We start from the raw sequence: 26,414 nt of genomic DNA, 5'->3' as shown, positions 1-26,414 counted from the left end.
CTTTTTTGTGAAAAATCAATCCGTGATTATGAAAAATTCCTAAATATTCGCAATTTCAGAGCCGAAACAATTCAAAACGGCGTTATCTTGCAGTTCATCTTGCAGTTCACGTCTAAAAGTAGTATAATCATGCGTATCGATAAACGGAAAATTCAAATTTAAGGAATGAAGAAAATGAAACGAAATTTACGCTTTTATTTTGCGCTGATGTTTGCCCGCGGTACGGCGCTGGTTTTAAAGCTCATCGGGCGAAAGGGCACGTCCATGCCGGGCTCTTGGGCCATTATTCTGTGCCCGGATTTTATCGGGCGCATGCCGAAACCGAAGAAGATCATCGGCATTACGGGCACGAACGGCAAAACGACTGTCTCGAACATGATCGAGGATGTTTTGGAGGATAACGGCATCGAGTTCATGTGCAACCGCTCCGGCACGAATGTCGCGACCGGCGTGGCATCTACGCTCATTGCGAACAGTCACTTTTTCGGCAAGCCGAAGTGTGACCTTGCGGTGTTTGAGCTTGATGAGCGCTCTGCGCCGAACATTTACCCCTACATGCAGCCGGACATTGTGCTGTGCACGAATATTTTCCGTGATTCTTATAAGCGCAACGCGCACGCGGAGTTTATCCTCGACATTCTGAATAAGGAAATTCCAAAGAACACAAAGCTCGTTTTGAACGGCGACGACCCGCTTTGCAGTTCCATTAAGCCCGAAAACGACCGCGTATATTTCGGCATCGACCACCTTGACACGGACAAAAAGGAATGCGACAATATCGTAAATGATGTGCCTGCCTGCCCAAAATGCCACGGTCCGCTTGTGCACGACATTGTGCGCTACCATCATATCGGCCGTGTGCACTGCGAAGCCTGCGGCTACCGCTCGCCGGACATCGACTACCTTGCAACGGACATCGATACGAAAGACATGAAAATGAACGTGACGGTGGGCGGAAAAAAATCGGAATACCCGCTTTTGAACAGTACGAACATCAATATTTATAACGCCCTTGCCGCCATTGCGACGCTGCGTGAATTCGGCCTTTCCGAAGAAAAAATCCGCAATTCTATGGAGAAAATGGGCATCAGCGAGACGCGTTACTCTGAAAAAGAAGTGAACGGCAGAAAGTACATTCTGCACCTTGCAAAGGGGCAGAACCCCATTGCGTGCTCCCGTGCGTTTGAAAATATCCGTAACGCGCCGGGCAAAAAGTCCGTTGTGATGTTTCTCGACGACTACTTCGATGCGCGCCACACCGTGGAGAACACCGCGTGGTTCTACGACACCGATTTTGAGTTTTTAAATGACCCGAGCATCGTGCAGGTCGTCATTGCCGGTGCGCGCCACCACGATACGTATGTGCGCACGCTTCTGGCCGGTGTGCCGGCGGAGAAGATCGTGCACATGCGCGATGAAAGCGATACGCCTGCGGCGGTCTCGAAAGAAGCGGATACAGTCTTTATTCTGTACGACGTATACACCATTCGTTTGGCAAATGACATTCGCGATAAGATGATCGAACGTGAGAAGGAGGGCGAGACGAAATGAAAATAGAAGTCCTTTTCCCGGAATTCTGCAACCTGTTCGGCGACGCGTACAACATGGTCTACCTTGAAAAAACGCTGCCGGAAGCGGAGTTTATCCGCACGAAATTCAGCGACGATGTGCGCTTTACCGAAGAAAAAATGAACCTTGTGTATATGGGTCCCATGACGGAGCGTATGCAGGAGCAGGTCATCCGCAAGTTGATGCCGCTGAAGGAGAAAATCCAAAAAGCCATTGACGACGGCACGGTGTTCCTTTTCACGGGCAATGCGCTCGAAATCTTCGGCGATTACATTGAAAACGAGGACGGCAGCCGCGTAGAGTGCCTTGGGCTTTATCGTTTGTACGCAAAGCGCGATATGATGCACCGCCACAACAGCGACTTTGAGGGCGAATTTGACGGCAATGTCATCATGGGCTTTAAGACGCAGTTCACGATGGCCTACACGCCGGATGAATCGCACGGCTTGTTCGTGAAAAACAAAGGTGTGGGGCTCAATATAAAGGCGAAATACGAGGGTATCCGCGTAAACAACTTCTTCGGCACATACCTTGTGGGGCCGATCTTGGTTTTGAATCCGCCGTTTACAAAGTACATTTTGAACCTGATGGGCGCGGGCGATGTGAAGCTTGCGTTTGAAGCGGAAAACATGGAGGCCTACGAGCAGCGCAAGAAGGATTTTGCCGAGAAGGTACACTGATGGTGCAGCACGAAATTCCGCCGGTGTTCGACGAAAACGGCCGCGTGCTCGTTTTGGGCTCGTTTCCGTCTGTGCAGTCGAGAAAAGCGGCGTTTTTATACGGGCACCCCCAAAACCGCTTTTGGCGCGTCTTGAGCGCGGTTTTCGGTGAACCGGTGCCGGGGGATGTCCCCGAAAAGAAGGCGCTTTTGCTAAAGCATAAAGTTGCCTTGTGGGACGTCATTGCCTCGTGCGACGTGACGGGCTCGTCTGACGCGAGCATCAAAAACGTTGTGCCGAATGATCTTTCCGTGATTTTATCGACAGCGAACATCACGCATGTGTGTACAAACGGTCAAATGGCGCACAAGCTGTATCAAAACTATCTGGCGAAAGAGATCGACTTGCCGGAAACGGTTCTGCCGAGCACTAGCCCCGCGAACGCCGCGTGGAGCTTGGAGCGGCTGACGGAAGCGTGGAAGATTATCCGATCAATTTAATGCGGCAAGCACGCGGTTTTAAAAACCGCGTGCTTTTTTCACTCATTTTTTCTCTCTCCATATAATAAAATTAGGAGGGCTGAAAATGAATGATATTGTATTTTATGCGTTGTTGGCGACGCTGGGGACATGGCTCGTCACGGCGCTTGGTGCTGCTACGGTGGTGCTGTTTAAATCGCCGAACCCCAAAATTCTCAATTTGATGCTCGGCTTCGCCGCCGGGGTGATGGTTGCGGCGAGCTTTTGGTCACTTTTGCAGCCGGCCATCGAGCGCGCGGAGGCGGCGGGAAGCATGCCTGCGTTTTTGGTGGCGACACTCGGGTTTCTCTGCGGTGCGTTGTTCATGTGGGGTTCCGATAAATGCGTGACCTACGCGCAGCGGCGCTCCGCTTTGGCGCAGGGCGAGAAAAACGCACGGCTGAACCGCATCATTTTGTTGGTACTTTCCATCACGCTGCACAACATCCCGGAAGGGCTCGCTGTGGGCGTGGCGTTCGGTGCGCTGAAAAACGGCGGCTATACGCCGGAAGCGCTGATGGGTGCCGTGACGGTGGCCGTGGGCATCGGCTTGCAGAATTTCCCCGAAGGCGCGGCGGTCTCGCTGCCTTTGCGCCGTGAGGGGTGCTCCAGAAGGAAGAGCTTTTTCATCGGGCAGGCTTCCGGCTTTGTGGAGCCGATTGCGGGCGTTTTGGGCGCTTTGCTTGCCGTGTACATTGAAGCCGTTTTGCCGTTTGCGCTGTCCTTTGCGGCGGGCGCGATGATTTTAGTCGCGGTGCACGAGCTCATCCCCGAGTGTCAGCGCAACCAGAAAGCGCAGCCGTATGCGGCGACAATGGGCATTGTGACGGGCTTTGCGCTAATGATGCTTTTGGACGTGATGCTGGGGTGAAATTTTAAGATAGAATAAAAAGTCCGAAACACGGTTTAGGTGCTTCGGACTTTTGCCGTTTTGTTGTATTTTACGCCTTTGCGGGTTCTGCGGCGGGGACGGTGAGCAGCTTTTTCCAGCGGCCGCTGTAATAGTAGATGAGCAGCGGGATGATGCCCAGAATGTAGCCGATCGGCGCGGCAAACCAAATACCTGTGGTGCCGATCCAGATGGGCAGAAGCAACGAGAGACCGATCTTGCTGCACAGCTCCACAACGGAGGAGACCATGGAAATGTTGATTTTGCCCATGCCCTTGACGGTGCTGTTATAAAGCCAGATCCATCCGAGGAACGGGAAGAACCACGCCTGAATGCGGATGAATTCGAGCGAATATTGGATAACTTCGGTCTCGTTCGGCTTGACGTACAGCGAGACGAGCAGCTCAGAAAAAATGAGTGTCAGCGCACCTGCAAAAATGCTCAGACCGCCGACAAGAAGGAAGATTTGCCGCACGCCAAGCTTGATGCGCTCTGCGTTTTTCGCGCCGAAGTTCTGCCCGACATAGACGGAAAAGCCGAACGAGAAATTGCTGAACAACATCACGGCGAGGTTCTGCACGTTGCTGCCGACGGTGAACGCCGCGACGACGTTGGAGCCGTAGCCGTTGATGACGCGCGTAATAACCATCATGCCGACGGAAAGGAACAGGCTTTGCAGAGCCATTTGCGCACCCATGCCGAATATTTTAAGGCTGACGGGCATATCCGGGCGCAGGGTGTGGCGCTTCGGCATCAGATCGGGGTATTTGCGGAACATGACGAGGATGCAGATGGCGGCGGAGATGGCCTGCGAGCCGACCGTTGCAACGGCGACACCCGCAACGCCCATGTTGAGACCGATGACGCTGATGAGGTCGAGGATAACATTCAAAATGGAGCACAGAATGAGGAAATACAGCGGTGTTTTGCTGTCGCCGAGTGCGCGCAGGATGGATGCCGCGGCGTTATACGCAAACTGTGCGATGCCGCAGCCGCAGACAATCTGAATATACAGAACGGACATGTCAATGACGTCTTCCGGCGTTTTTAAAAGCTGCATGAGCGGCCGCGCGGCGAAAACGCTGATGAGACCCAGAACAACGCCGAGCAAAAGGGTGATCCACCCGGAGGCGACGATGCCCTTGCGCACGCGGTCGGTGTCGTTTGCGCCGACGTATTGCGAAAGCACGATGGAAATGGCACTCGTCACGCCGGTTGCAAGCAGCAGGATAAGGCCCGTTGTGGACGTGGTGGCACCGATGGCGGCCAGCGCGTGCGAGCCGACGAAGCGGCCGAGCACGGCGGAGTCCACCATGGAATAAAGCGACTGGAAAATACTGCCGATCATCATGGGCAGCGCAAAACGAAGCATCAGGTTGATCGGTTTGCCCTGCGTCATGTCGATGGCGCCGGACGGTTTGGACATGATACAACAACTCCTAAAAAAATAAGATTAAGGTAAACCGTTCCGTAGAAAATAAGGGTAAACCGCGTTTGTAGAACCTCTTCGCTGCGTGTTAGTTTACAAGTATCATTGTACCAAGAAAGCAACGCGAGTTCAATGAACGGTTTACCCAAATCAACGGGAAAAATATTTGGCTATTTTTGCCAATAATTGAATGTTAAATGATGGAATAGGTGAACATTTCGTAGTGCAGCGCGGTGCCGATGTCAATCTCCTCCGGCAAAAGCGCGCGAGCGACCAGAATTTCATCGTGCGTGTCATTGTCCGTTCGGCGCAAAACGGCGTAGTCGCCGTCGATGCTCGCCACTTCGTATTCGTAGGGGCCCATTATACCACCGTACCTTCTTTAACAAATGTGGCGGCGTGCTCACGCGCGGCCTCGTAGTCCTGCGCTAAGATGAGGTAGGCTTTCGTGAAGCGCTTTGCGTTCGGGTCTTCCGGCTCAATGGCGCGCTCCATTAAAAGAACACCGTCCGTTTCGGAGACCTCGTGAAAACCCATCTTTTTGTGGAATGCCACGGCGGCATCGTTCGGCAGATTGATGTGCGCTGTAACGCGGCGGTAATTTGCATAGTGCATGATGTCCAGCATCAGGCTGTATAAAGACGTGCCCACGCCGCTGTGCAGACATTTTTCGGAGACGTACAGCTGTGCGTCGGCGGAGAACAGGTCGTCTTTCGGAATATCGCGGTCGGTCAAAAAGCAGAATCCCGCCGTCTGGTTGTTGATCTCCGTCAGAATCCACATACGGCCGTATGTATAGGTGTCGATGCGCTGCACGTATTCGGCGAGCGTCGGCACTTCGGTGTCAGGCGTGTAGTGTGTCTTTTCGACGTAGGGTGTGTAAATTTTGAGCATGGACGGGCCGTCCCACTCGTTCGTTCTGCGTACTGCAACTCTGAAATCACTCATATTTTCAGTTCCTTTCGTTCGTAACTTCTGCATATAGGGGAATAGACGGTGCGGCACCGGGGCGCGAGACCGCAATGGCAGCGGCTTTTGCCGCGAGGATCAGCGATTTTTTCGGCGAAAGCCCATCCAGCATACCGCGCATGAAATAGCCCGTGAACGTATCGCCGGCCGCGGTGGTATCGACCGCACGGACAAGCTCCGCCGGGGCAAACGCGCGCTTATCTTCTTTGGCGTACCACGCGCCTTTACTGCCGAGCGTTAAGACTGCGGCGGCGTGCGGGTATTTTTGAAGGAGCTTATCCAAAATAGCGGTGGGAATTTTTGTGCCGGTCAGCTGTTCGCCCTCCACTTCGTTCAAAACGAACACGGAAACGAGCGACAGATTGCACTTTAAAACGTTTTCGTTCATCGGGGACGGATTGAGCCAGATCTCCATGCCGCGCGCATGGGCTTTTTCGAGAATATACGGCAGCGCGCTGATCTCGTTTTGCAGCAGAAGAATGTCGCCTGCGCCGAATTGCGCAAGCACGCGGTCGGCATATGCTTCATCCACAGCCCCGTTGGAGCCGCCGAAAAGCAGAATGGCGTTCTGTGCCTCTCGGCTGACCTGAATGACGGTGTGCCCGCCCGGCATATCGCGCATTTCGATGAGGGAGGTATCTACGCCGTTTTGGTTCAATAAATCGCGCAGGTGCTCGCCGTCCGTGCCGATGAGCCCCGCATGGCAGACGGAAAGCCCCGCCCGCACAAGCGCAATGGACTGGTTTAACCCCTTGCCGCCCGGGAACACGGTGCGGCTTTCGCTTTGAATGGTCTCACCGCCCTGCAAAATGTGGTCGACCTTATAAACATAGTCTGTATTGAGTGAGCCGAAATTCAAGATCCTCTTCAAGGTTTTGCACTCCTCTGTTTCAAAATCAATACAAGAATAGCACGAACAAAGCCCGCCGTCAAGGAAAGCAGGACAAAAGAAAAAACGCAAAAACCCAATATTTCAGCGGTTTCGCCAAGGCGGAACATATTCACAAAACGCGCGAAAAGTGGTATAATATTTCGGTTAGTGAGCAAACCGAGGTTTTAATCCGTTTTTTGCCGTATCCCGCGCATGCAAAACGGCGCGGCCGGTTTTGAATTTTTTGAAGCAGTTTGAAGTTAAGAACGATAAAGAAAGGGATTGATAAAGATGGGAAAAAGAGAAAATTTGCGCAACGTAGCCATTATTGCACACGTTGACCACGGCAAGACCACCCTTGTGGACCAGCTTCTGCGACAGAGCGGCGTTTTCCGCAGCAACGAAGCCGTAACCGAGCGCGTCATGGACTCCGGTGATTTGGAGCGTGAGCGCGGCATTACGATTCTCTCCAAAAACACAGCTGTCATGTACAATGACATCAAAATTAATATTGTCGATACCCCGGGCCATGCCGATTTCGGCGGTGAGGTGGAACGTATTCTGATGATGGTAGACGGCGTTCTGCTGCTTGTCGATGCGTTTGAGGGATGTATGCCGCAGACGCGCTTTGTTTTAAAGAAGGCGCTTGGTCTTGGCAAAAAGCCGGTCGTTGTCGTCAATAAGGTCGACCGTCCGGGCGCACGTCCGCTTGAAGTCGTGGACGAAGTGCTTGACCTCTTCATTGAGCTCGGTGCAGACGAAGACCAGCTCGATTTCCCGGTGGTCTACGCTTCCGCACGTGACGGCTACGCCATGAACCAGCCGGACGAAAAGGGCACGGACATGAAGCCGCTGTTTGAAGCCATTATAAACGATGTTCCGGCGCCGGAGGGTGACCTTGACGGCCCGACGCAGGTGCTGTTCTCCAACATTGACTATGATGAGTACGTCGGCCGTATCGGTATCGGCCGAGTGGAGCGCGGCTCCGTAAAGGTCGGCCAGACCGTTACCATCTGCAGCAGCACAAGCGACGAAAAACGCAACGCGCGCATTACGAAGCTCTACCAGTTTGAGGGCCTCAAGCGCGTGGACGCAGAGAGCGCAGAGCTCGGCGACATCGTGGCCGTTTCCGGCATGGCAGACCTCAACATCGGTGAGACCGCCTGCGACCCGGAGCACGTGGAGCCGCTGCCGTTCGTCAAGATCGACGAGCCGACCGTTTCTATGATGTTCATGGTCAACAATTCCCCGTTTGCGGGCCGCGAGGGCAAATATGTCACCTCCCGCAACCTGCGCGACCGCCTGTTTAAGGAGGTCGAAACGAACGTTGCTATGCGCGTGGAAGAGACGGATTCCGCCGATACGTTTAAGGTATCCGGCCGCGGCGAGCTGCACCTCTCCATTCTTATCGAGCAGATGCGCCGCCAGAACTACGAATTCCAGGTCTCCCGCCCGAGCGTTATTTTCAAGGAAGAAAACGGCAAGAAGCTGGAGCCGATGGAGCTTTTGATGATTGAAGTTCCGGATAACTACGTCGGCGCGGTCATGGAGAAGCTCGGCACCAGAAAGGCAGAGCTGCTCAACATGGGTACCCGCGACAGCGGCACCACACACCTCGAATTCAAGATCCCGTCCCGCGGCATTATGGGCTACCGCTCCGAGTTCCTTACGGACACGAACGGCAACGGCATCATGAACCACGTGTTCGATTGCTACGAGCCGTATAAGGGAGATATTCAGCAGCGCAGCACCGGTTCTCTCGTTGTACACGAGACCGGCGAGTCCACGGCTTACGGTCTGTTCTATGCACAGGATAGAGGCCGCCTGTTTATCGGGCCGGGCGTACCGGTTTACGAGGGCATGATTGTCGGCAGCAACCCGAAGGGCGACGACATCGTCATCAACGTCTGCAAGAAGAAGCACGCGACAAACACCCGTGCTTCCGGCTCCGACGACGCACTGAAGCTGACCCCGCACACCGTGCTCTCTCTGGAGCAGTCCCTCGAGTTCATCGCGGACGACGAGCTTGTGGAGATCACGCCGAAGAGCATCCGCATGCGCAAAATGGTGCTGAGCAAAGAGCTGCGCATGAAGCAGGCTGCGAAAAAGAAGTAATTTATAAACCTGACCAACGGAAAAGACACACGGAGAGCCAATGAATATCGTTATTTTGGATCTGGAGTGGAACGGTGCGTACAGCCGCCGTCTCCACGGCTTTATCAATGAGATTATCGAGTTCGGCGCTGTCAAGCTCGATGCACAACTGAATATCACAGACCGGTTTTCCTGCTTTGTCAAACCGCAGGTGACAAAAAAGATCAGCGCGATTATCTCGGACCTCACCAACATTACGGATGCGAATCTTTTGGACGCGCGCCCGTACATGCAGGTGATGAGCCGCTTCAAAAAATGGGCGGGCGACTGCGTGATTGCCACGTGGGGCACGTCGGACATTCTGGCGCTGATTGAAAACTGCCGCTATTTCGGCGGTGGGGAGACCGTTCCGTTTTTGCAGCGCTATGTCGATTTACAGCAGTACGTGGAAAAGCGCCTTGGCGAGGACGGCAAGGAGCAGCTTGGGCTTTCCAAAGCGGCAGAGCTGCTTTCCATCGATGACGGTGCGCTCGACCACCACCGCGCGCTCGACGACAGCGTGCTGTCCGCCATGGTGCTGGAGCGCATTTACACAAAGGATACGTTCCGCCCGTTCATTCAGGACTGCAAGGACCCGGAGTTTTACAGACGCATCACGTTTAAAACGACGTATATCTGTGACGTGAACAGCCCGTTGATCGAAAAAGAGCATCTGCATTTCACGTGCGAAAAATGCGGCGGCGAAGCAAAGCGCCGCGGCAAATGGACTGTGAAAAACAAGAGTCTGCGCAGCACATTTAAGTGCGAAAAGTGCGGCTACGAATTCTGCGGTCAGCTGCGCGTGAAGCAGAAGTATGAGGGTATTATCGTGAGCCGCAAATCCATTCCGCTGCCGAAAATCGAAAAGCCGCGTCGCGCCGAAAACGCAGACATCGCCGATATGCGTCTGACAATCAAGGAAAACGGTGTGGGACTGCTGACGTTTAAGGCGTGGGAGAATATCCCGTACCTTACGCACTGCTTCTCCACGCGCATCGGCGGCGTGAGTGAAGAAGAGTTTGCTGCTATGAACCTCGGATTCAACCGCGGCGACAGCGACGAAAATGTAAAAGAGAATTTCCGTCTCATCGCTCAAGCGGCGAATATCCCTGTAGAGAATATAACGGCGGGTGCGCAGGATCACCACACGAACGTGCGCCGTGTCACGATGAAAAACGCCGGCACAGGTATTTGGAAGCCGAAGGACATGGAAAGCGTGGACGGCCTTGTGACGGATGAGCCGAATCTGCCGCTGCTCATTTACGCGGCGGACTGTGTGCCGCTTTACTTCTACGACCCCATTCATCACGCCATTGGGCTTTCGCACGCCGGTTGGCGCGGCACGGTGAACGGAATGGCAAAAGCTACTGTAGAGAAAATGCAGGAGGAATTCGATACCCGCCCCGAGGATCTGCTCGCGGCCATCGGTCCGTCCATTGCAAAGGAGTGCTTTGAGGTGGACGCCCCGTGTGCGGAGGAATTCCTCGCGCTGCCCGACAGCGACAAATTCGTCACGGACGACGGCAACGGCAAATTCCACGTTGATCTTTGGGCGTGCAACCGTGCGTTCTTATTAGGTGCAGGCGTGCTGCCCGAGCACATCACAACGGGCGGCGTGTGCACCATGTGCAACAGCGACCTGCTGTTTTCACACCGCGTGACGCGCGGCAAGCGCGGCTCTAACGCCGGGTTCCTGATGCTCAGGGAACAAAACGCATGAGCGTTTGCACACTGTGCCCGCGAAAATGCGGTGTTGACCGTGAAATCATGCGCGGCTACTGCCAAAGCGGCGACAAAATGCACATTGCGCGCGCGAAGCTCCATTACTGGGAGGAGCCGCCCATCAGCGGTACGCGCGGCAGTGGCACGATCTTTTTTACCGGCTGCTCGCTGCGCTGCGCGTTTTGCCAGAACAGCGAGATCTCCGGTGAAAGCCTACACGGCAAGGATTTTACGGTTGAAGAATTCATCGAGACGATAAAAAAACTCGAAGCTATGGGTGCGCACAACATCAACCTTGTTACGCCGACGCACTTTGCATCGCAAATTGCCGAAGCGCTGCGCATCTATAAGCCGCGCGTGCCCATTGTCTACAACTGCGGCGGGTATGAATCGGTCGAGACACTGCGCATGTTAGATGGGCTCGTCGACATTTACCTGCCGGATTTCAAATATGCGGACGACGATCTCGCCGTGCGGCTTTCCAATGCGCCGCACTACTGTGAAACGGCGCTTGCTGCCATTCATGAAATGGTGCGACAGACGGGCGAAAATATGTACGACGAAAACGGCATGCTGCAAAAGGGCATCATCATTCGGCAGCTCATTTTGCCCGGCCACACGCGCAATTCCATGCAGGCGCTGGAGCTCATCAAACAGCATTTCCCGGGCGTGCCCGTGAGCCTGATGAGCCAGTATACGCCGATGGGACGTGTTTTGCGCGAGCCGGAATTTGCGGACATCAACCGCCGCATCACCCTGCGGGAGAGCCGCAAGGTACAAAATTATATGTTGGAACTGGGTTTGCCCGGCTTCTGCCAAAAGCGCAGCGCCGCCGGCGAACGTTATATACCGGATTTTACACAGTTTGACACGGTCAACTTAGGGGAGGAAAAATCCATGCAGACAACGATCCAGCTTCTTTCACCGATGGAAAAAGTCATGGCGCAGGAAGAAAAGACCTTTGCGCCGTACCCGAAGGCGAGCGCTCTGCGCGGAGAAGAGACCGCGTTTCAGGCCATCGTCACGGGCGAGGGCGAACACTACATTGAGGTGCGCACCGATGCACCCGTTAAAGTGGCGGTGTACCGCGAGGGCTATGTGCCGTGCACGCTTTCCGCGTACCCGGACAGGTTCGATGACGACTACATCACAACAGAGCCGAGCACGTTCCCGGATGTGCTGTATCCCGTCACGGATGGCGCGGTGAACGTCAACGGCCGCGAGGTGCTGTGGGTGAGCCTCAAAGTGAACGACGATGCCGCGGGCGGCGATTACCCCGTGGAGATCAGCGCAAACGGCAAAAGCGAAATTTTCCGTTTGACGGTCGCGCCGGTCACTTTGCCGGAGCAGAAGCTCACGTTCACGCAGTGGTTCCATGGCGACTGCATCGCAGCGCGCTACGGCGTGGAGATTTACTCAAAAGAGCACTGGGCATTGTTAGACAAGTATATGCGTATGGCGGCGGAACACGGCATGAACATGATCCTGACGCCGGTGTTCACTCCCGCGCTCGATACCGAGATCGGCAAAGAACGCCCGTGCACGCAGCTTGTGGAGATTACAAAGAACGACGCGGGTTATCATTTTGATTTCGCAAGGCTTGCCCGCTGGGTGGAAACCGCAAAGGACTGCGGCATTTCTAAGTTTGAGATTTCCCACTTCTTCACACAGTGGGGTGCAAAATGTGCGCCGAATATCTACGTCACCGAAAACGGCGAACGCAAGCTGAAATTCGGTTGGCATACTGCGGCAACCGACCCGGAATACGCGGCATTATTGCATGCGCTGCTGCCGCAGCTGCTTACATTCTTTGAAGAAGTAGGCGTTGAAAAAAGTGACCTTATGTTCCACATTTCGGACGAGCCGAGCGAGGAGCACAAGGCGGACTACTTAAAGGCGAAAGCTGTTGTGGAGCCGTATTTGCCCGGCTGCATTCTGCGCGACGCGCTCTCGTCGTATGATTACTACACGGAGGGGCTCGTCAAGCACCCCGTCGTCGCGACGAATCATATCACGCCGTTTATCGAAAACGATGTGCCGGATCTGTGGGCGTACACCTGCTGCGGTCAGTGCGTGGACGTGGGCAACCGTTTCCTCGCGATGCCCTCAAACCGCAATCGCATTTTGGGCGTGCAGATGTGGAAGTATCACATCACGGGCTTCCTGCACTGGGGCTATAACTTCTGGAACTCGCAGCTCTCCAAAGCGGTTATTGATCCGTTCAAGGTGACGGACGCAGGCGGCGCGTTCCCGGGTGGCGACGGATTTTCCGTCTATCCCGGCGAAAACGGCCCGCTGCCGTCGCTGCGGCAAAAGGTTTTCGCCATGGCGCTTTATGATATGCGCGCGTTGTCGCTCGCCGAAGAAAAGCTCGGGCGCGAAAGCGTCTTAAAACTGCTCGGAGACGGCGAAAGTATGACGTTTGCAAACTATCCGCGCACATCGTCCTATCTGCCTGATCTGCGCGAGCGCGTGAACGAAGCCATCGGAAATGCGTGCAAATGAATTTATTTTTTAAAGACTGTCGTACTGTTTCGGTGCGGCGGTCTTTTTTTCTGAAATTTGCTCTACCCATATTTGTCGTTTTGTGCTATGATGAATAGAAACAAGGAAAGGAATGACCGAAATGTTAAAGACTTCTGAAACCACCGAAAAGCTGCTGAAGTTTATCGACGCTTCTCCGTCGTGTTTTCATGCGGTGAAAAATATATGTGTAATGTTGGAAGATGCGGGCTGCATTCGCCTGCTTGAAAACGAAACCTGGACGCTCGAAAAGGGCAAGCGCTACTTTACGACGCGCAACGGCTCTTCTGTTTTGGCGTTCTCCGTGCCGGAAAACTATAACGGCATGCAGATTGTCTCCGCGCACAGCGATTCCCCGACGTTCCGCGTAAAGAGCGGCGCGGAGATCACCGTAGAGGGTCACTACAAAAAGCTCAACACCGAAGGCTACGGCGGCATGATTCTTTCCACGTGGTTTGATCGTCCGCTGTCGCTTGCCGGCCGCGCCGTGGTGCGTACCGAAAGCGGCGTAAGGAGCGTGCTTTTGAACATTGACCGCGACCTGTGCATCATCCCGAGCCTTGCCATTCACATGACGCGCGGCATGGCAGACCACAAGTTAAACCCGCAGGTCGATCTGCTGCCCTTGCTCGGCGGCGAAAACGCCGATTATAACGCGCTCATCGCGGAAGAGGCAGGCGTTAAAAAGGAAGACGTCATCTCGAGCGATATGTTCCTCTATCCGCGCCAGCACGGCGTTGTATTCGGCATGGAGAACGAATTTATTGCATCCCCGCGCCTCGACGACCTCCAGTGCGCGTTCTCCGCAACGGAAGCGTTTTTGAACGCGGAAAACAAAGAAAAGCTGCTCATCAGCGCCGTGTTCGATAACGAAGAAGTCGGCTCGCTGACAAAGCAGGGCGCAGATTCCACGTTCCTCACGGATACCGTGCGTCGCATCGCTGCCGCGCTCAATATCCCCGAAGCGGAGTGGCTGCGCAAAATGCCGGATAGCTTCATGCTTTCCGCCGATAATGCCCATGCCGTGCACCCGAACTACACGGAAAAGTGTGACCAGACGAACCGCTGCTACTTAAACGGCGGCATCGTCATCAAGTACAGTGCAAACCAGAAGTATACGACGGATTCCGTTTCCGCCGCCGTGTTCGGCGAGATCTGCCGTAAGGCCGAGGTGCCGGTGATGATCTTCCACAACCGCTCCGATATGGCGGGCGGCTCTACGCTCGGCAATATCTCAAACGGTCATCTGTCGCTCAACACGGTCGATATCGGCATCCCGCAGCTCGCGATGCACTCCTGCGTGGAAACGGCGGGCGAAAAAGACACCGCGTACATGGTTAAAGCCATGACGGCGTTCTATAACGCGGATATCCGCCAGACGGCAGACGGCATGTATACGTTTTAAGTTGCAATCGCATAACTCTCTTGAAAGGAACGGATATAACAATGTGGGCAGATGAAACGGTGTTTTACCAGATCTATCCCTTGGGCTTTACCGGTGCGCCCATGCCGAACGACGGCGTGTGCGTGAACCGCATTCAAAAGGTCAAAGGGTGGATTCCGCACCTGAAAAAGCTGCATATCGGCGCGGTGTATTTTTCCCCGGTGTTTGAATCGGACAACCACGGCTACGATACGCGTGATTTTACAAAAATAGACTGCCGCCTCGGCACGAATGAAGACTTCAAAGCCGTGTGCGATGCGCTGCACGAAAACGGCATCAAAGTTGTGCTTGACGGCGTGTTCAACCATGTGGGACGCGGCTTTTTTGCGTTCCGTGACGTGCAGGAGAAAAAGTGGGACTCTCCCTATAAAGACTGGTTTCATTTGAATTTCGACGGTAACAGCGCCTATAACGACGGCTTTTGGTACGAGGGCTGGGAGGGACATTACGAGCTTGTCAAGCTCAATCTCTATAACCCCACCGTTGTCGAGTACCTTTTAAACTGCGTCGGCAGATGGATCGACGAATTCGGCATCGACGGCCTGCGTCTTGACGTGGCGTACATGTTGAATGAAGATTTCATGCGCCGCCTGCGCGCGTACTGCGACGGCAAAAAGCCGGAGTTTGTGCTCATCGGCGAGATGATTCACGGCGATTACAACCGCATCACCGCAGACGGCCTGCTGCACAGCGTGACAAACTACGAGTGCTACAAGGGGCTTTACTCTGCGTTCAATTCGATGAATCTCTTTGAGATTGCACATTCGCTCGGGCGGCAGTTCGGCCCGGAGCCGTGGACGCTGTACCGCGGCAAGCACCTGATGAACTTCGCCGATAACCACGACGTAACGCGCATCGCGAGCATTTTAAACGACGAAAAGCAAATTTACCCGCTGTACGGTGTGCTGTTCGCCATGCCGGGCATTCCGTGCCTGTATTACGGCAGCGAGTGGGGCGCAAAAGGCGAAAAGCATGAGGGTGACAACGCCCTGCGCCCGTGCTTCGATGCACCCGTCGAAAATGAGCTGACCGCGTTCATCGAAAAACTCGCGAAGGTGAAGACCGAAAGCCGCGCATTAAATTACGGAGATTATAAGAATATCACCATTCAGAATAAAAATCTGCTGTTTGAGCGTCATTGTGATCATGAGACGGTGTTTGTTGCCGTCAATGCGGAAAACGCGCCGTGTTCCATAGACGCCCGCGGCGAGTACAAAGCGGTCGATTTTTTAACCGGCGAAACAAGCGACATCCACGGCAGGGTGGAGCTGCCGCCGTATGGGGTCAAATATTTGAAGCTCGTATAAACCGAATGCTTTAAAACCGGTGTATTTTTTAGAAAAAGCAGATGTGTCACCAAAATCGGTAGATACATCTGCTTTTTGTCGTGTTTATGGCGTGTTTATCCCGCCTTCTCCATTTCTGTTTTCAATCGGTGCAAAATGCGCTTTTCAAGCCTTGAGATGTACGACTGCGAAATGCCGAGTGCATCGGCAACTTCCTTTTGCGTGTGCTCCTTTTGCCGGTTCAGCCCAAACCGCAGCTCCATGATCTGCTTTTCGCGCGGGTCAAGCTTTTCAACGGCACGGAGCAGCGTTTGCTTTTCCGATTCCTGCTCGATGCCGCGATTCACAATGTCGGGGTCGCTGCCGAGTAGATCGGAGAGCAGGAGCTCGTTGCCGTCCCAATCCACATTCAGCGGGTCGTCGAGCGAGATCTCGTTTTTCAGCTGCGCCGTTTTGCGCAGGTACATCAGAATCTCGTTTTCAATGCACCGAGAAGCATACGTCGCAAGCTTGATATTGCGCTCCACGCTGAACGTATTTACCGCTTTGATGAGCCCGATGGTGCCGATGGAAATGAGGTCTTCCACGTTCACGGCAGGCGATTCAAATTTTTTCGCAATGTACACGACAAGCCGCAGGTTATGCGTAATAAGAGGGTCGCGTGCGTTCGGTTTTCCGTCACGGATGTTCTGAAAAATCACCTGTTCTTCCGCTTTCGTCAGCGGTGGCGGAAGCGTTTCCGGGCCGTTTATGTAGTGGCAGGTGTCTTCGTTCAGCTTTGATAAAAAGTGAGCAAAAATTTCGCGCATGCGGGTGAGAAAATCGTGTTTCATGGGATGTCCTTTCCGGGTTTTAAACCCTGTATCTGCGCGGCGTCACACACGGCGGCGCCGACGAGCGCCTGAAAACTCCCTGCGGAAAGCGTGCGGTCGGTCACGGCTACCCAACATTCGATTGATATGCCCGAAAGCGAAGCCGCATCCGGCTGAAACGCGGGCAAAACACCGTCCGCTCCGAGTGAAGAAAACGGGATGAGCCGCATAGAAACAGCATTTTCCGTGCTTTGCATTCCGAAATTCGGCGGCAATATGTCACCGAGCGCACATCGATCCGCAACGATGGCAGGCGTGCCGGAAAAAGGCTCCGTCAGCGTCAGCCCCGTGTCAATTTTCGCCGGCAGCGTGACGGTTTTGCCCTGCCGTGTGATGGTCAGTTTTGCGAAAAACACGTCCGGCTCCTTTTTTCGAAACAGGCGGTCGAAGCCGTACAGCACGCCGTAAGAGACGCACGTGAGCAAAATGAGCGTCAATGCGGAAATGTTAAAATACACCGCGCCGTTTGCGAGCAAAATGCCGTGTATCGGCAGAAAATACGCCGCAGCCGTCAAAAGCCCGGAAAGCGCCGCGCCAAACAAAAACAGCAAAAAAACGGCTTTTAAAAGCTGCGTCATCGGCTTTGGCGCAAACGCCGCCGCGCACAGCGCAAGCGATTCCAACAGCGCCAGTGGAAACAAAACAACCCCCGGCAGCGCGGGCAGCAGGGCAGAAAGCCCAAACACCCCGCCGAGCACGGAAGCGAGCAAAAGCCTTTTTCCCGTAAGCGGCAGCCGCAAAAAACGCCGTACCGCGCTGAGCAAAAGCGCGTCTATGTAGAGGTTTACGATGAAAAGCAGGTCGGCATAAACGGTCACGCTTTCACCTCCCGACACCAGTATACATGTGGGACAAATTTTGATTCTGTCACATTGTGCCGCCAGGAAAAATTTTCGGATAAGGCAGCGGAACGCGTGCTGCTTGCGGGTTTTGCATTGACAAAATCCGCATTGCCTGCTATGCTGAAAATACTTTTGGAGGTGGCGTTTATATGAACCGAATTTCTGTTTTTTACGAGCACATGGCAGAAGCCATGAAGCAGGAGAATATTACATTAGATGAAGTGTGCGCGGCGGTAAAACGCTTTGGCTTTGACGGTGTGGAGCTCGACGCGAACCGCATCAAAAACGAGGGTGATGTAATTTTGCCTGCGCTGCAAAAATTCGGTCTTTGCGTGAACGGCATTTATAATTTTTTCGATTTCGGCAGCGAGACGGGTTCCCCGGAAAACGACCGTGCGGAATCTCTGCGCGTCATAGACTGCTGCGAAAAAGCAAACTGCAAGTTCCTGCTTGCCGTGGCGGGCTTTTTGACGGAGGACGAAATGGTGCGCGGCAGCACAAAGTATGAAACCCGCCGTCTGCGCATGGCGGCATCTTTAACGGAGCTTACAGCGGAAGCGGAAAAGCACGGCATCACGGTTGTCATGGAGGAGTTCGATAATCTTACGGCGCCGTACTCCCGTGCCGATGAGCTCATGTGGTTCATGCGGCATGTGCCCGGTCTGCGCTGCGGCTTTGATACCGGCAATTTCCTTTATAATGAGGAGGACGCGGTGAAGAGCTTTTCCCTGTTCCGTCCGTACATTGCGTCCGTGCACTGCAAAGACCGCACGTTTACGGAAAACACCGGCAGTCCGTGCGTCACGGTCGCAAACCGCAAACTGTATCCCGTGGCGGTAGGCGACGGCAATCTGCCCATTGAAAAAATGATGCGTGTTTTGCTTGACTCCGGTTACACCGGCAGCTTTGCGGCAGAACATTTCGGCTCCATAGAGCAGCTGAAATGCATGGAGCGCTCGGCGGCGTTTTTGAAGCAGGTACTCGGGGAGAAGTGAGGCTAACGATTTGTAAATTGGAGATACTATGGAAAATCACAGAATTTTGATTGTTGAAGATGATGAGGCTATTGCGGGTGCGGTCAGCCGCATCATCGAATCTTGGGGGCTTACCCCGCGCTGTGTCCGCGATTTTCGCGATGTTCTGCGCGAATTTACGGATTTCGACCCGCATCTTGTCCTCATGGACATCACCCTGCCGTTTTTTAACGGCTACCACTGGTGCAGCGAGATCCGAAAAATATCCGCCGTGCCGATCATTTTCGTTTCCAGCGCGTCGGAAAATATGAATATTGTGATGGCGGTAGACATGGGCGGCGATGATTTTATCGCAAAGCCGTTCGACCCCTCCGTGCTTATGGCAAAAATTCGCGCCGTTTTGCGCCGTACCTACGACCTCGGCGACCGTGTGCCGGTCATTGAGCGTGGCGGCGCGGTCTTGAACCTGAACGATGAGACCGTGACGCACGACGGCCAAAAGGTGCAGCTCACGCGCAATGAGTTCCGCATTTTGCAGACGCTTATGGAAAGCCGCGGCAAGGTCGTCAGCCGCGAAACGCTCATGACACGCCTTTGGGAATACGACCTGTACATTGAAGAAAACACGCTGACCGTCAACATGACCCGCCTGCGTAAGAAGCTTTCCGGCATCGGCCTGACCGATTTCATCACGACGCGCGTCGGCAGCGGCTATGTCGTTTTGTGAGGTGACCCATGAAGAAAAAAGAAAGCGCGCTGTTTTTCTCATACCTGTGCGCACACATTTTGCAGATCGCGTTTTTGCTGCTGTGCTTTGCCATTTTTGCGGTGATCCTCTATTTATACGATTTGCCCGCCGATCCCGTTTTGTACGCGGCGCTGCTGTGCGCGGCGGTGGGGCTTTTAAGCTTTATTTTAAGCTATCTGCGGTTTCATAAGCAGTTTCGACGGTTGGAATCGGCGCTTTTGAATCTGCCCGAATCGCGCGATGACCTCCCGGAGCCCTCGGGCAGCACGGCCGTGTGTTATGACGAAGCCGTGCGCATGCTGTGCACCAAGCTCGCCCAAAGTGAGACCGACCGCCGCCGTGGGCAGGAGGAGAACACCGATTATTTCACCATGTGGGTACACCAGATCAAAACGCCCATCTCCGCCATGCGGCTGATGCTTGGCGAAGAAGATACCCCGCGCAGCCGCGCACTTTCCGCAGAGCTGTTCCGCATAGACCGCTATGCCGAAATGGCCTTGAATTACGCCCGCCTAAACAGCACGTCAAACGACCTTGTGTTCGCCAAAGTCGAGGTCGAACCCGTCATAAAGCGCGTTGTGCGGCAGTACGCCGGGCAGTTTGTCCGCAAGCACATCGCGTTAAAGTGCGATATTGCCCCGGTGCAGGTCTTAACGGACGAAAAGTGGTTGGCGTTCATTTTAGGTCAGCTGCTCGCAAACGCCGTAAAATATACGGAAAGCGGCACCGTGACCGTCACCGTCACAAAGGATAAGATCTTGAAGGTCAGCGATACCGGCATCGGCATCGCACCGGAAGACCTGCCGCGCATTTTTGAAAAGGGCTTCACGGGCTATAACGGCAGGGCAGAAAAGAAATCGACGGGTCTCGGCATGTATCTGAGCCGCCGCGCCGCCGATATGCTCGGCCACACGCTTTCCGTGCAGTCCGCCCCCGGCGCAGGCAGCACCTTTTCGCTCGACATGAAGGAAAGCAATTTACAGGTGGAGTGACCTTACAAAAATGTAAGCTCCGCCTTTCATTTTGTAAGGTGAATCGATGTTCTGCGTCCGCTTTTTGCTGTATACTTTTGTCAACGAATTGAAAAAGGAGACTTATTTATGGCTGTTTTGGAAGTCAATGGATTGAAAAAGGTATACACCACGCGGTTCGGCGGCAGCCGTGTGCAGGCGCTCACAAATGTCACATTTGCCGTGGAGCGCGGCGAGTATGTCGCCATCATGGGCGAATCCGGCTCCGGCAAAACGACGCTCTTAAATATCCTGGCGGCGCTTGACCGTCCCACGGAGGGTGAGGTGTTCTTAAACGGCCGAGCACTCTCAACCATCGGAGAAAAAGAGATTGCTTCGTTCCGCCGCCAGAACCTCGGGTTTGTTTTTCAGGATTTCAACTTGCTTGATACCTTCACCCTGCAGGATAATATTTTTCTGCCGCTCGTTTTGGCGGGCAAGCATTTCCCGGAGATGCAGGCGAAGCTTCTGCCGCTCGCGCAGCAGCTCGGCATTGCAGATCTGCTCCAGAAGTACCCGTACGAGGTCTCCGGCGGCCAGAAGCAGCGCGCCGCAGTGGCGCGTGCGCTCATCACCTCACCGCAGATTCTCCTTGCGGATGAGCCCACCGGCGCACTCGATTCCCGCGCGTCCGACAGCCTTTTATCGCTCTTTGGCGAGATTAACCGCGCCGGTCAGACGATTTTGATGGTTACGCACTCCACTAAGGCCGCAAGCCATGCCGGCCGCGTACTGTTCATCAAGGACGGCGTTGTGTTCCACCAAATTTACCGCGGTGGTTCCACAAATGAAGATATGTTCCACCGTATTTCGGATACCCTCACCGCCATGGCGGCAGGCGCGTAACGGGAGGGCACGAAAATGAATAACTTATATGTGCGTTTGGCGGCGCAGAACATCAAAAAGCACCGCCGCAGCTACGTGCCGTTTATGATGGCGGGCGTTTTTGTGGCAGCGGTCAGCTACATTTTAAATTCGCTTTCCAATAATACGGAGCTCGGTCCTACGTCGCAAATGATGTTCACGCTCGGCAGCACCGTCGTCATGCTGTTTGCCGTTATATTTTTGTTTTACACGAACAGCTTTTTGATGAAGCAGCGTAAAAAGGAACTCGGTCTCTATAATGTGCTCGGCATGAATAAAGGCCACATTGCCCGCGTCATCGGGTTGGAAACGCTTTTCACGGCGCTTATCGTTATTGTAGGCGGTTGCGCCGTCGGCATTTTGCTTGATAAACTCACATTTCTCATCGTTGCCAAAATGATACGCATCACGCCGAATTACGGCTTTCACATCATACCGAAAAGCCTGCAGTACGTTGCTGTTGTGTTTGGCGTAATCTACGTTTTGATTTACATCTCGAATGTGTTTCGTGTGCGCATTTCGCGCCCCATAGAGCTTCTGCACGGCACGAATGTCGGCGAGCGCGAGCCGAAGACGAAAGCGTTCATGGCCATTCTCGGCGTGCTGTGCCTCGGCTCCGGCTATGCGCTTTCCATTCTGTCTTCCCGTGAGCCTGTCCTCGCTATCTCCCTGTTTTTCGTTGCCGTCCTCCTCGTCATTATCGGCACGTATTTCCTGTTCACGGCGGGCAGCATCGCGCTTTTAAAGCTTTTGCGCCGCAATAAAAATTATTATTACAAAACAAGCCACTTCATCAGTGTTTCCGGCATGCTGTACCGCATGAAGCAAAACGCCGTCGGCCTTGCAAATATCTGCATTCTCTCCACCATGGTGCTCGTCATTTTGTCCTCCACCTGCTCGCTGTGGTTTGGCGCCGAGGATATGATCCACACACGTTATCCGGCAGATGTTCTGGTGAGTATGGAAGACCCGAACCACATGATCGACATGGACACCTTTCTGACCGATGAGCTGAAAAGTGTTCCGGGCGGCAGCTATACGTCCTATGAATTCCTGACCGGCTACGATTCCACAGAAGAAACCGAAGACCATTCCTCTGCAATCTTCATGAAAGACGGCACCGCGCAGGTCGACTCCATCACGCGTAACGTGCTGTTTTTTTCCGCAGAGACCTATAACCGCATCACAGGCGAAAACGTGACCGTGGAACCGGGCACGGCGCTTTATATGAGTGTAGACGGCGTACCTATGCCGGACACCATGACATTTGCGGGCACGACGTATACGCTTTTACCCACGCCGAAGTCCTTTAACCTGCGCGGCAGATATCACGCTTACGTCTCAAAGCCGTATGTCGTTGTTCTGCCGGATTATGCGGAAAAAAGTCAAGTCATCACGCCCACCGAGTACTACTGCATCTCGCTCGGCAAACTGAGAGATGAGGAACAACAGACGTTTTACGATGCGATCCGCGAAGACGTTACGACCATCATGCCGGACGAAGAAAGCGTATTCTGGGACGAAGACGGATACTTCAATTTTGAGTGCCGTGTCGAAAACACGAAGGAAATTCGCAGCATGTATGGCAGCTTCCTCTTTATGGGCATCTCGCTCGGCTTTGTGTTCACCATGGCGGCCGTGCTCATCATTTACTATAAGCAGATTTCCGAAGGTATGGAGGATAAGAACCGCTTTGCCATCATGCAGCAGGTCGGCCTCAGCCAAAAGGAAGTAAAGCACGCTATCCATACGCAGATTTTGACCGTTTTCTTCCTGCCGCTCATCACAGCCGGCATCCACGTGATGTTCGCGTACCCCATCATCCGCGCTATTCTGCGCGCTATGATGCTCAGCTCCGAAACGGTGTTTATTACCTGCACCGTCGCGTCGTTCCTCGTATTCTCCGTGCTCTATGCGGTCGTCTATGCCCTCACCGCAAAGGTGTATTACCGCATCATCAGCGAAGATAACAAATAGAGATTACAAGATTTATTCCTGCAAAAAGCCCTCCGCATCCCGAAAAATCGGAAGCGGAGGGCTTTGCAATTTTTGTTTGAAGATTAAACGTTGAAGCGGAACAGAACGATGTCGCCGTCCTGCATCACATACTCCTTGCCTTCGCTGCGTACAAGGCCTTTTTCTTTCGCGGCCGCCATGGTGCCGCATGCCATCAGGTCGTCAAATGCAATGACCTCGGCACGGATGAAGCCGCGCTCGAAATCGCTGTGAATTTTGCCCGCAGCCTGCGGGGCCTTCGTGCCCTTCTTAATCGTCCAGGCGCGTACCTCGGGCTTGCCGGCGGTCAGGTAGGAGATGAGACCGAGCAGGGAGTAGCACGCGTTGATGAGGCGGTCAAGGCCGGATTCGGTCAAACCCATGTCGGCGAGGAAAAGTTCCTTTTCCTCCGGGTCCATGCCGGAAATTTCGGCTTCGATCTCCGCGCAGATCGGCAGCACAGCAGCGTGCTGCTCGTCGGCGATCTTCTTCACGGCGAGATAGCCGGGGTTGTTTTCAATGCCGTTTGCAAAGTCGGATTCGCTCATGTTGGCGGCGAAAATGATGGGCTTGTTCGTCAGTAGGTTGACGGAAGCGAGCAACTCGGCTTCCTCCTCGTCACACGCCACGCTGCGGGCGGGCTTTCCGGCATCCAGCGCCTCGTGTACGCGCTCAAAGAACTCCAGCTCGCTCTGGTACTTCTTGTCCGCCTTAATCATCTTCTTCGTCTTGTCAATGCGGCGGTCGAGCACCTCGATGTCGGAGAGAATCAGCTCAAGGTCGATTGTCTCAATGTCGCGGGCCGGGTCGATGGAGCCCTCGACGTGAATAATGTCGTCGTTTTCGAAGCAGCGCACCACATGAACCACCGCATCCACCTCGCGGATGTTGGAGAGAAACTTGTTGCCGAGACCCTCGCCCTTTGACGCGCCCTTCACAAGACCCGCAATGTCCACAAACTCGATCGTCGCCGGGGTGAACTTTTCCGGCTCGTACATTTCTGCCAGCTTATCGAGGCGCTTGTCCGGCACGGCAACAACGCCCACGTTCGGCTCAATGGTGCAGAACGGGTAGTTCGCAGACTGCGCCCCCGCATTCGTGATCGCATTAAAAAGTGTGCTCTTGCCGACGTTCGGCAGACCGACGATACCTAATTTCATATTTATCATTCTCCTTAGAAAAATTCCCGGATTTACTGGGCTTTTGCGATTTGGCTTTTGGATTTTACGCCATTTTTACGCCATTCTCGCATTAAAATATATCGGTTTTTATCAGAATCCCCCGTTTTCAGGGGGATTTTACTGCTGATAAATGTCCGAAATCAGCGCTTTTGGTATTGCACCGATTTTTTTACTAGTTTTTTTCTGCCTGCTGATTTACTGTCTACGCCATTTTTTACGCCATTTACGAATGGCTGATTAATAGACCGCATCTTGCTGGAACTGGATCATCGCCTGATTCATGGATTCATCGGTTACATGAACATATCTATCCATGGTTGTTTTTATGCTGGCGTGTCCCAGAAGGGTTTGCAGTATTTTAGGGGGCATACCGCTTTCGATTGCACGGGTTGCGTATGTGTGCCGCAGAGCATGCATACATACCCGCTTGATACCGGCTTTATCGCAAAGTTTGTAGAGGTGGGTATCATAAGAACTGTTTTTGTTCGGTTGCCCGGTGCGCCAGTTGATGAAGACAAGATCACGCATCACAAGTTTAGCCATCATGCCCGTGCGTCTGTCCACATATTCAAGAGTTTCAGATAAAGCAGGAGATTCATATCTCTCGTGCCTGTTATCCCATAATTTCTTGAATATGTCGTACGCCCTGTCTGTCAAGGGAATCGTCCGATAGCTTTGCTGGGTTTTCGGAGGACCCGCTCGCCAGAATTGCTGCGCATGGCGAAATTCGAGTGTCTTGTTTACTGTAAGCATCCGATGCTCAAAATCGATTGCATCCCATGTCAGTCCGATCAGCTCACCGGTACGAAGTTCGGTTTCAAGAATCAGCGCGTATTGCTCGTAATTGTGTGATTTTCGGGCTGCTTCAAGAAATTTGCTTTGTTCCTCACGGGTGAAGAATTTGATGTCATCTTTCGCACGCACAGGTTTTGAATATCGAACTCCGTCCATAGGGTGCTTAGCGATCACATCATTCATCTTGGCTGCTTTGAACATGGTTCCCATGGCGATATAAGTCTGCCGAATGGTAGAGCCTGCATAGTTTGCATCCATATCAAGAAGCACCTTCTTGCAGTGCATCGGTTTAACATTGGAGATAAGCATTTTACCCATAACGGGCTTGATATTATGTTCGTACCTTTCCCTGTAATTTCTGAGAGTATTGGGAGCAAGATCGCCCACAATGTTTTCTATCCAGAAGTTAAACCACTCATCGACTGTCATATCTGTAGGAACAAAAATATCGTCGTGTTTGTCAGCGTATTTGCTGTCTTCAATCCAGTTGCGCGCTTCGGGAAGTGTCTGAAAATACTTCTCGTGCCGTTTTCCGAATCGGTCAACAAATCTTGCGCTGTACAGACCGTCTTTTCTTTGATGAATACCTTTTCCACATTCCTTGCCTTTGAGGTTTTTGCCCATAGTTTTACTCCTTTCTGCCTGAGCGAAAAGAGCACACTACTAAATTCTAATCTTAGCATAAAGTGCTCTTTTTCTCAAGGCATAATTTGAAACTTTTCTTCTTTCGTTAGCGATTTATGTTAGATGATCAGACTCTGACTGATATATTCTTCGAACTCCTTGCGTTTTACCAGCTTTTTGGTGCCGACATACCGGCAGTATGCCGACGATGACGGCGAAGAAAGCTGTGAAGAGATTTGTGGAGATGACACATATGAACCGCTTCGCACACTGGTCCAAAAGGAGTTGACAGAAACGCTTTTCTCTGCTTACAACGCACTCTCCTACCAGGAACAGGAAGTGATTCGTATACGCACCGGGGTCTGCCCGGATTGCCATAGGGTGCAAAACCGGAAATATAAGTCTCCCACCTTCTATGAGACCGCCATAACCATTGGCCTTTCTTCTGCAGAAGCGGCTGAGAAGATCTATAGAGAAGGGAATAGGAAGATGAGGGG

23 protein-coding genes are annotated in these 26,414 nt (G+C 53.3%); 14 read left to right on the top strand and 9 right to left on the bottom strand.

Annotation, left to right across the window (positions count from 1 at the left end; genetic code table 11):
* The first annotated feature begins 174 nt into the window (after positions 1 to 174).
* From ACLTX1_RS03620 to ACLTX1_RS03605, 4 genes are all read left to right on the top strand, one after another.
* The gene (locus ACLTX1_RS03620) at positions 175 to 1,551 is read left to right on the top strand and encodes a MurT ligase domain-containing protein (protein ID WP_343284603.1); all 1,377 of its coding nucleotides are present in this window, start codon (positions 175 to 177) and stop codon (positions 1,549 to 1,551) included.
* Positions 1,548 to 2,249, top strand: coding sequence for a hypothetical protein (locus tag ACLTX1_RS03615; protein WP_395506801.1), 702 nt, complete (start codon positions 1,548 to 1,550; stop codon positions 2,247 to 2,249). The genes ACLTX1_RS03620 and ACLTX1_RS03615 overlap by 4 nt, the downstream gene beginning before the upstream one ends.
* A complete protein-coding gene (locus ACLTX1_RS03610; protein WP_412330473.1) occupies positions 2,249 to 2,728 on the top strand; it encodes a DNA-deoxyinosine glycosylase in 480 nt (159 codons plus the stop codon). Before ACLTX1_RS03615 ends, ACLTX1_RS03610 begins: the two co-directional genes overlap by 1 nt.
* Before the next feature lie 85 nt (positions 2,729 to 2,813).
* Complete coding sequence (locus ACLTX1_RS03605; RefSeq protein ID WP_176819722.1) at positions 2,814 to 3,617, top strand: ZIP family metal transporter; 804 nt, start codon at positions 2,814 to 2,816, stop codon at positions 3,615 to 3,617.
* Positions 3,618 to 3,687: 70 nt separating this feature from the next.
* Here the strand turns inward: ACLTX1_RS03605 and ACLTX1_RS03600 are convergent, their stop codons facing one another.
* The 4 genes from ACLTX1_RS03600 to ACLTX1_RS03585 form a co-directional block, all read right to left on the bottom strand.
* Positions 3,688 to 5,061: an MATE family efflux transporter gene (locus ACLTX1_RS03600; RefSeq protein WP_412330472.1), complete on the bottom strand. Its 1,374-nt coding sequence runs from the start codon at positions 5,059 to 5,061 to the stop codon at positions 3,688 to 3,690.
* A gap of 196 nt (positions 5,062 to 5,257) precedes the next feature.
* Positions 5,258 to 5,428, bottom strand: coding sequence for a chorismate--pyruvate lyase (locus tag ACLTX1_RS03595; protein WP_176819724.1), 171 nt, complete (start codon positions 5,426 to 5,428; stop codon positions 5,258 to 5,260).
* Entirely contained in the window at positions 5,428 to 6,012 is a 585-nt protein-coding gene (locus ACLTX1_RS03590) for a GNAT family N-acetyltransferase (RefSeq protein ID WP_176819725.1), read from the bottom strand. The genes ACLTX1_RS03595 and ACLTX1_RS03590 overlap by 1 nt, the downstream gene beginning before the upstream one ends.
* 4 nt (positions 6,013 to 6,016) lie before the next feature.
* Positions 6,017 to 6,904, bottom strand: a complete 888-nt coding sequence (locus ACLTX1_RS03585) for a ribokinase (RefSeq protein ID WP_412330471.1) — start codon at positions 6,902 to 6,904, stop codon at positions 6,017 to 6,019.
* Between the two features lie 291 nt (positions 6,905 to 7,195).
* Here ACLTX1_RS03585 and typA point away from each other — a divergent pair, with 291 nt between their 5' ends.
* The 5 genes from typA to ACLTX1_RS03560 all read left to right on the top strand — a co-directional run bounded on the left by typA (position 7,196) and on the right by ACLTX1_RS03560 (position 16,033).
* Positions 7,196 to 9,019 carry a translational GTPase TypA gene (gene typA, locus ACLTX1_RS03580; RefSeq protein WP_176819727.1) on the top strand — a complete coding sequence of 608 codons (1,824 nt, stop codon included), beginning with the start codon at positions 7,196 to 7,198 and terminating at the stop codon, positions 9,017 to 9,019.
* Positions 9,020 to 9,059: 40 nt separating this feature from the next.
* Positions 9,060 to 10,757 carry a peptidoglycan editing factor PgeF gene (gene pgeF, locus ACLTX1_RS03575; RefSeq protein ID WP_412264176.1) on the top strand — a complete coding sequence of 566 codons (1,698 nt, stop codon included), beginning with the start codon at positions 9,060 to 9,062 and terminating at the stop codon, positions 10,755 to 10,757.
* Positions 10,754 to 13,264, top strand: coding sequence for a glycoside hydrolase domain-containing protein (locus ACLTX1_RS03570; RefSeq protein ID WP_412330470.1), 2,511 nt, complete (start codon positions 10,754 to 10,756; stop codon positions 13,262 to 13,264). The genes pgeF and ACLTX1_RS03570 overlap by 4 nt, the downstream gene beginning before the upstream one ends.
* A 121-nt stretch (positions 13,265 to 13,385) precedes the next feature.
* On the top strand, positions 13,386 to 14,687 hold the full coding sequence (locus ACLTX1_RS03565; protein ID WP_412330469.1) for a M18 family aminopeptidase: 1,302 nt from the start codon (positions 13,386 to 13,388) through the stop codon (positions 14,685 to 14,687).
* Positions 14,688 to 14,728: 41 nt separating this feature from the next.
* On the top strand, positions 14,729 to 16,033 hold the full coding sequence (locus ACLTX1_RS03560; RefSeq protein WP_395590273.1) for an alpha-amylase family glycosyl hydrolase: 1,305 nt from the start codon (positions 14,729 to 14,731) through the stop codon (positions 16,031 to 16,033).
* Positions 16,034 to 16,128: 95 nt separating this feature from the next.
* Here ACLTX1_RS03560 and sigE read toward each other — a convergent pair whose 3' ends face one another.
* Together sigE and ACLTX1_RS03550 are read right to left on the bottom strand one after the other, a co-directional pair.
* A complete protein-coding gene (sigE, locus tag ACLTX1_RS03555; protein WP_412266566.1) occupies positions 16,129 to 16,821 on the bottom strand; it encodes an RNA polymerase sporulation sigma factor SigE in 693 nt (230 codons plus the stop codon).
* Between the two features lie 20 nt (positions 16,822 to 16,841).
* Positions 16,842 to 17,702 (bottom strand): sigma-E processing peptidase SpoIIGA, encoded by an 861-nt coding sequence (locus ACLTX1_RS03550; RefSeq protein WP_412330468.1) that lies wholly within the window; start codon positions 17,700 to 17,702, stop codon positions 16,842 to 16,844.
* Between the two features lie 173 nt (positions 17,703 to 17,875).
* Here ACLTX1_RS03550 and ACLTX1_RS03545 point away from each other — a divergent pair, with 173 nt between their 5' ends.
* The 5 genes from ACLTX1_RS03545 (at position 17,876) to ACLTX1_RS03525 (ending at position 23,299) form a co-directional block, all read left to right on the top strand.
* A complete protein-coding gene (locus tag ACLTX1_RS03545) occupies positions 17,876 to 18,721 on the top strand; it encodes a sugar phosphate isomerase/epimerase family protein (RefSeq protein WP_412330467.1) in 846 nt (281 codons plus the stop codon).
* A 28-nt stretch (positions 18,722 to 18,749) separates the two neighbouring features.
* Entirely contained in the window at positions 18,750 to 19,427 is a 678-nt protein-coding gene (locus tag ACLTX1_RS03540; RefSeq protein ID WP_176819734.1) for a response regulator transcription factor, read from the top strand.
* Between the two features lie 8 nt (positions 19,428 to 19,435).
* A complete protein-coding gene (locus tag ACLTX1_RS03535) occupies positions 19,436 to 20,440 on the top strand; it encodes a sensor histidine kinase (RefSeq protein WP_412330466.1) in 1,005 nt (334 codons plus the stop codon).
* A gap of 108 nt (positions 20,441 to 20,548) precedes the next feature.
* Entirely contained in the window at positions 20,549 to 21,304 is a 756-nt protein-coding gene (locus ACLTX1_RS03530; RefSeq protein ID WP_412330465.1) for an ABC transporter ATP-binding protein, read from the top strand.
* 15 nt (positions 21,305 to 21,319) lie between these two features.
* Positions 21,320 to 23,299 carry an FtsX-like permease family protein gene (locus ACLTX1_RS03525; RefSeq protein WP_412330464.1) on the top strand — a complete coding sequence of 660 codons (1,980 nt, stop codon included), beginning with the start codon at positions 21,320 to 21,322 and terminating at the stop codon, positions 23,297 to 23,299.
* An 83-nt stretch (positions 23,300 to 23,382) separates the two neighbouring features.
* Here ACLTX1_RS03525 and ychF read toward each other — a convergent pair whose 3' ends face one another.
* The 3 genes from ychF to ACLTX1_RS03510 all read right to left on the bottom strand — a co-directional run bounded on the left by ychF (position 23,383) and on the right by ACLTX1_RS03510 (position 26,168).
* Entirely contained in the window at positions 23,383 to 24,477 is a 1,095-nt protein-coding gene (gene ychF, locus ACLTX1_RS03520; RefSeq protein ID WP_176819738.1) for a redox-regulated ATPase YchF, read from the bottom strand.
* A 258-nt stretch (positions 24,478 to 24,735) separates the two neighbouring features.
* On the bottom strand, positions 24,736 to 25,917 hold the full coding sequence (locus ACLTX1_RS03515) for a tyrosine-type recombinase/integrase (RefSeq protein WP_395506789.1): 1,182 nt from the start codon (positions 25,915 to 25,917) through the stop codon (positions 24,736 to 24,738).
* 119 nt (positions 25,918 to 26,036) lie between these two features.
* On the bottom strand, positions 26,037 to 26,168 hold the full coding sequence (locus ACLTX1_RS03510) for an excisionase (RefSeq protein WP_395506788.1): 132 nt from the start codon (positions 26,166 to 26,168) through the stop codon (positions 26,037 to 26,039).
* Between the last annotated feature and the right edge of the window lie 246 nt (positions 26,169 to 26,414).

Source organism: Hominenteromicrobium sp. (assembly GCF_046974225.1).
GTDB lineage: Bacteria > Bacillota > Clostridia > Oscillospirales > Acutalibacteraceae > Hominenteromicrobium > Hominenteromicrobium mulieris.
Note: the sequence above shows the minus strand (reverse complement) of the source record. Positions and strands in the feature narration are given on the sequence as shown.

What these genes read in the sequence shown, in the direction of transcription:
- ACLTX1_RS03620 (WP_343284603.1), top strand. Translation starts at nt 175, where the DNA reads ATGAAACGAAATTTACGCTTTTATTTTGCGCTGATGTTTGCCCGCGGT.
- ACLTX1_RS03615 (WP_395506801.1), top strand. Translation starts at nt 1,548, where the DNA reads ATGAAAATAGAAGTCCTTTTCCCGGAATTCTGCAACCTGTTCGGCGAC.
- ACLTX1_RS03610 (WP_412330473.1), top strand. Translation starts at nt 2,249, where the DNA reads ATGGTGCAGCACGAAATTCCGCCGGTGTTCGACGAAAACGGCCGCGTG.
- ACLTX1_RS03605 (WP_176819722.1), top strand. Translation starts at nt 2,814, where the DNA reads ATGAATGATATTGTATTTTATGCGTTGTTGGCGACGCTGGGGACATGG.
- ACLTX1_RS03600 (WP_412330472.1), bottom strand. Translation starts at nt 5,061, where the DNA reads ATGTCCAAACCGTCCGGCGCCATCGACATGACGCAGGGCAAACCGATC.
- ACLTX1_RS03595 (WP_176819724.1), bottom strand. Translation starts at nt 5,428, where the DNA reads ATGGGCCCCTACGAATACGAAGTGGCGAGCATCGACGGCGACTACGCC.
- ACLTX1_RS03590 (WP_176819725.1), bottom strand. Translation starts at nt 6,012, where the DNA reads ATGAGTGATTTCAGAGTTGCAGTACGCAGAACGAACGAGTGGGACGGC.
- typA (WP_176819727.1), top strand. Translation starts at nt 7,196, where the DNA reads ATGGGAAAAAGAGAAAATTTGCGCAACGTAGCCATTATTGCACACGTT.
- pgeF (WP_412264176.1), top strand. Translation starts at nt 9,060, where the DNA reads ATGAATATCGTTATTTTGGATCTGGAGTGGAACGGTGCGTACAGCCGC.
- ACLTX1_RS03570 (WP_412330470.1), top strand. Translation starts at nt 10,754, where the DNA reads ATGAGCGTTTGCACACTGTGCCCGCGAAAATGCGGTGTTGACCGTGAA.
- ACLTX1_RS03565 (WP_412330469.1), top strand. Translation starts at nt 13,386, where the DNA reads ATGTTAAAGACTTCTGAAACCACCGAAAAGCTGCTGAAGTTTATCGAC.
- ACLTX1_RS03560 (WP_395590273.1), top strand. Translation starts at nt 14,729, where the DNA reads ATGTGGGCAGATGAAACGGTGTTTTACCAGATCTATCCCTTGGGCTTT.
- sigE (WP_412266566.1), bottom strand. Translation starts at nt 16,821, where the DNA reads ATGCGCGAAATTTTTGCTCACTTTTTATCAAAGCTGAACGAAGACACC.
- ACLTX1_RS03545 (WP_412330467.1), top strand. Translation starts at nt 17,876, where the DNA reads ATGAACCGAATTTCTGTTTTTTACGAGCACATGGCAGAAGCCATGAAG.
- ACLTX1_RS03540 (WP_176819734.1), top strand. Translation starts at nt 18,750, where the DNA reads ATGGAAAATCACAGAATTTTGATTGTTGAAGATGATGAGGCTATTGCG.
- ACLTX1_RS03535 (WP_412330466.1), top strand. Translation starts at nt 19,436, where the DNA reads ATGAAGAAAAAAGAAAGCGCGCTGTTTTTCTCATACCTGTGCGCACAC.
- ACLTX1_RS03530 (WP_412330465.1), top strand. Translation starts at nt 20,549, where the DNA reads ATGGCTGTTTTGGAAGTCAATGGATTGAAAAAGGTATACACCACGCGG.
- ACLTX1_RS03525 (WP_412330464.1), top strand. Translation starts at nt 21,320, where the DNA reads ATGAATAACTTATATGTGCGTTTGGCGGCGCAGAACATCAAAAAGCAC.
- ychF (WP_176819738.1), bottom strand. Translation starts at nt 24,477, where the DNA reads ATGAAATTAGGTATCGTCGGTCTGCCGAACGTCGGCAAGAGCACACTT.
- ACLTX1_RS03515 (WP_395506789.1), bottom strand. Translation starts at nt 25,917, where the DNA reads ATGGGCAAAAACCTCAAAGGCAAGGAATGTGGAAAAGGTATTCATCAA.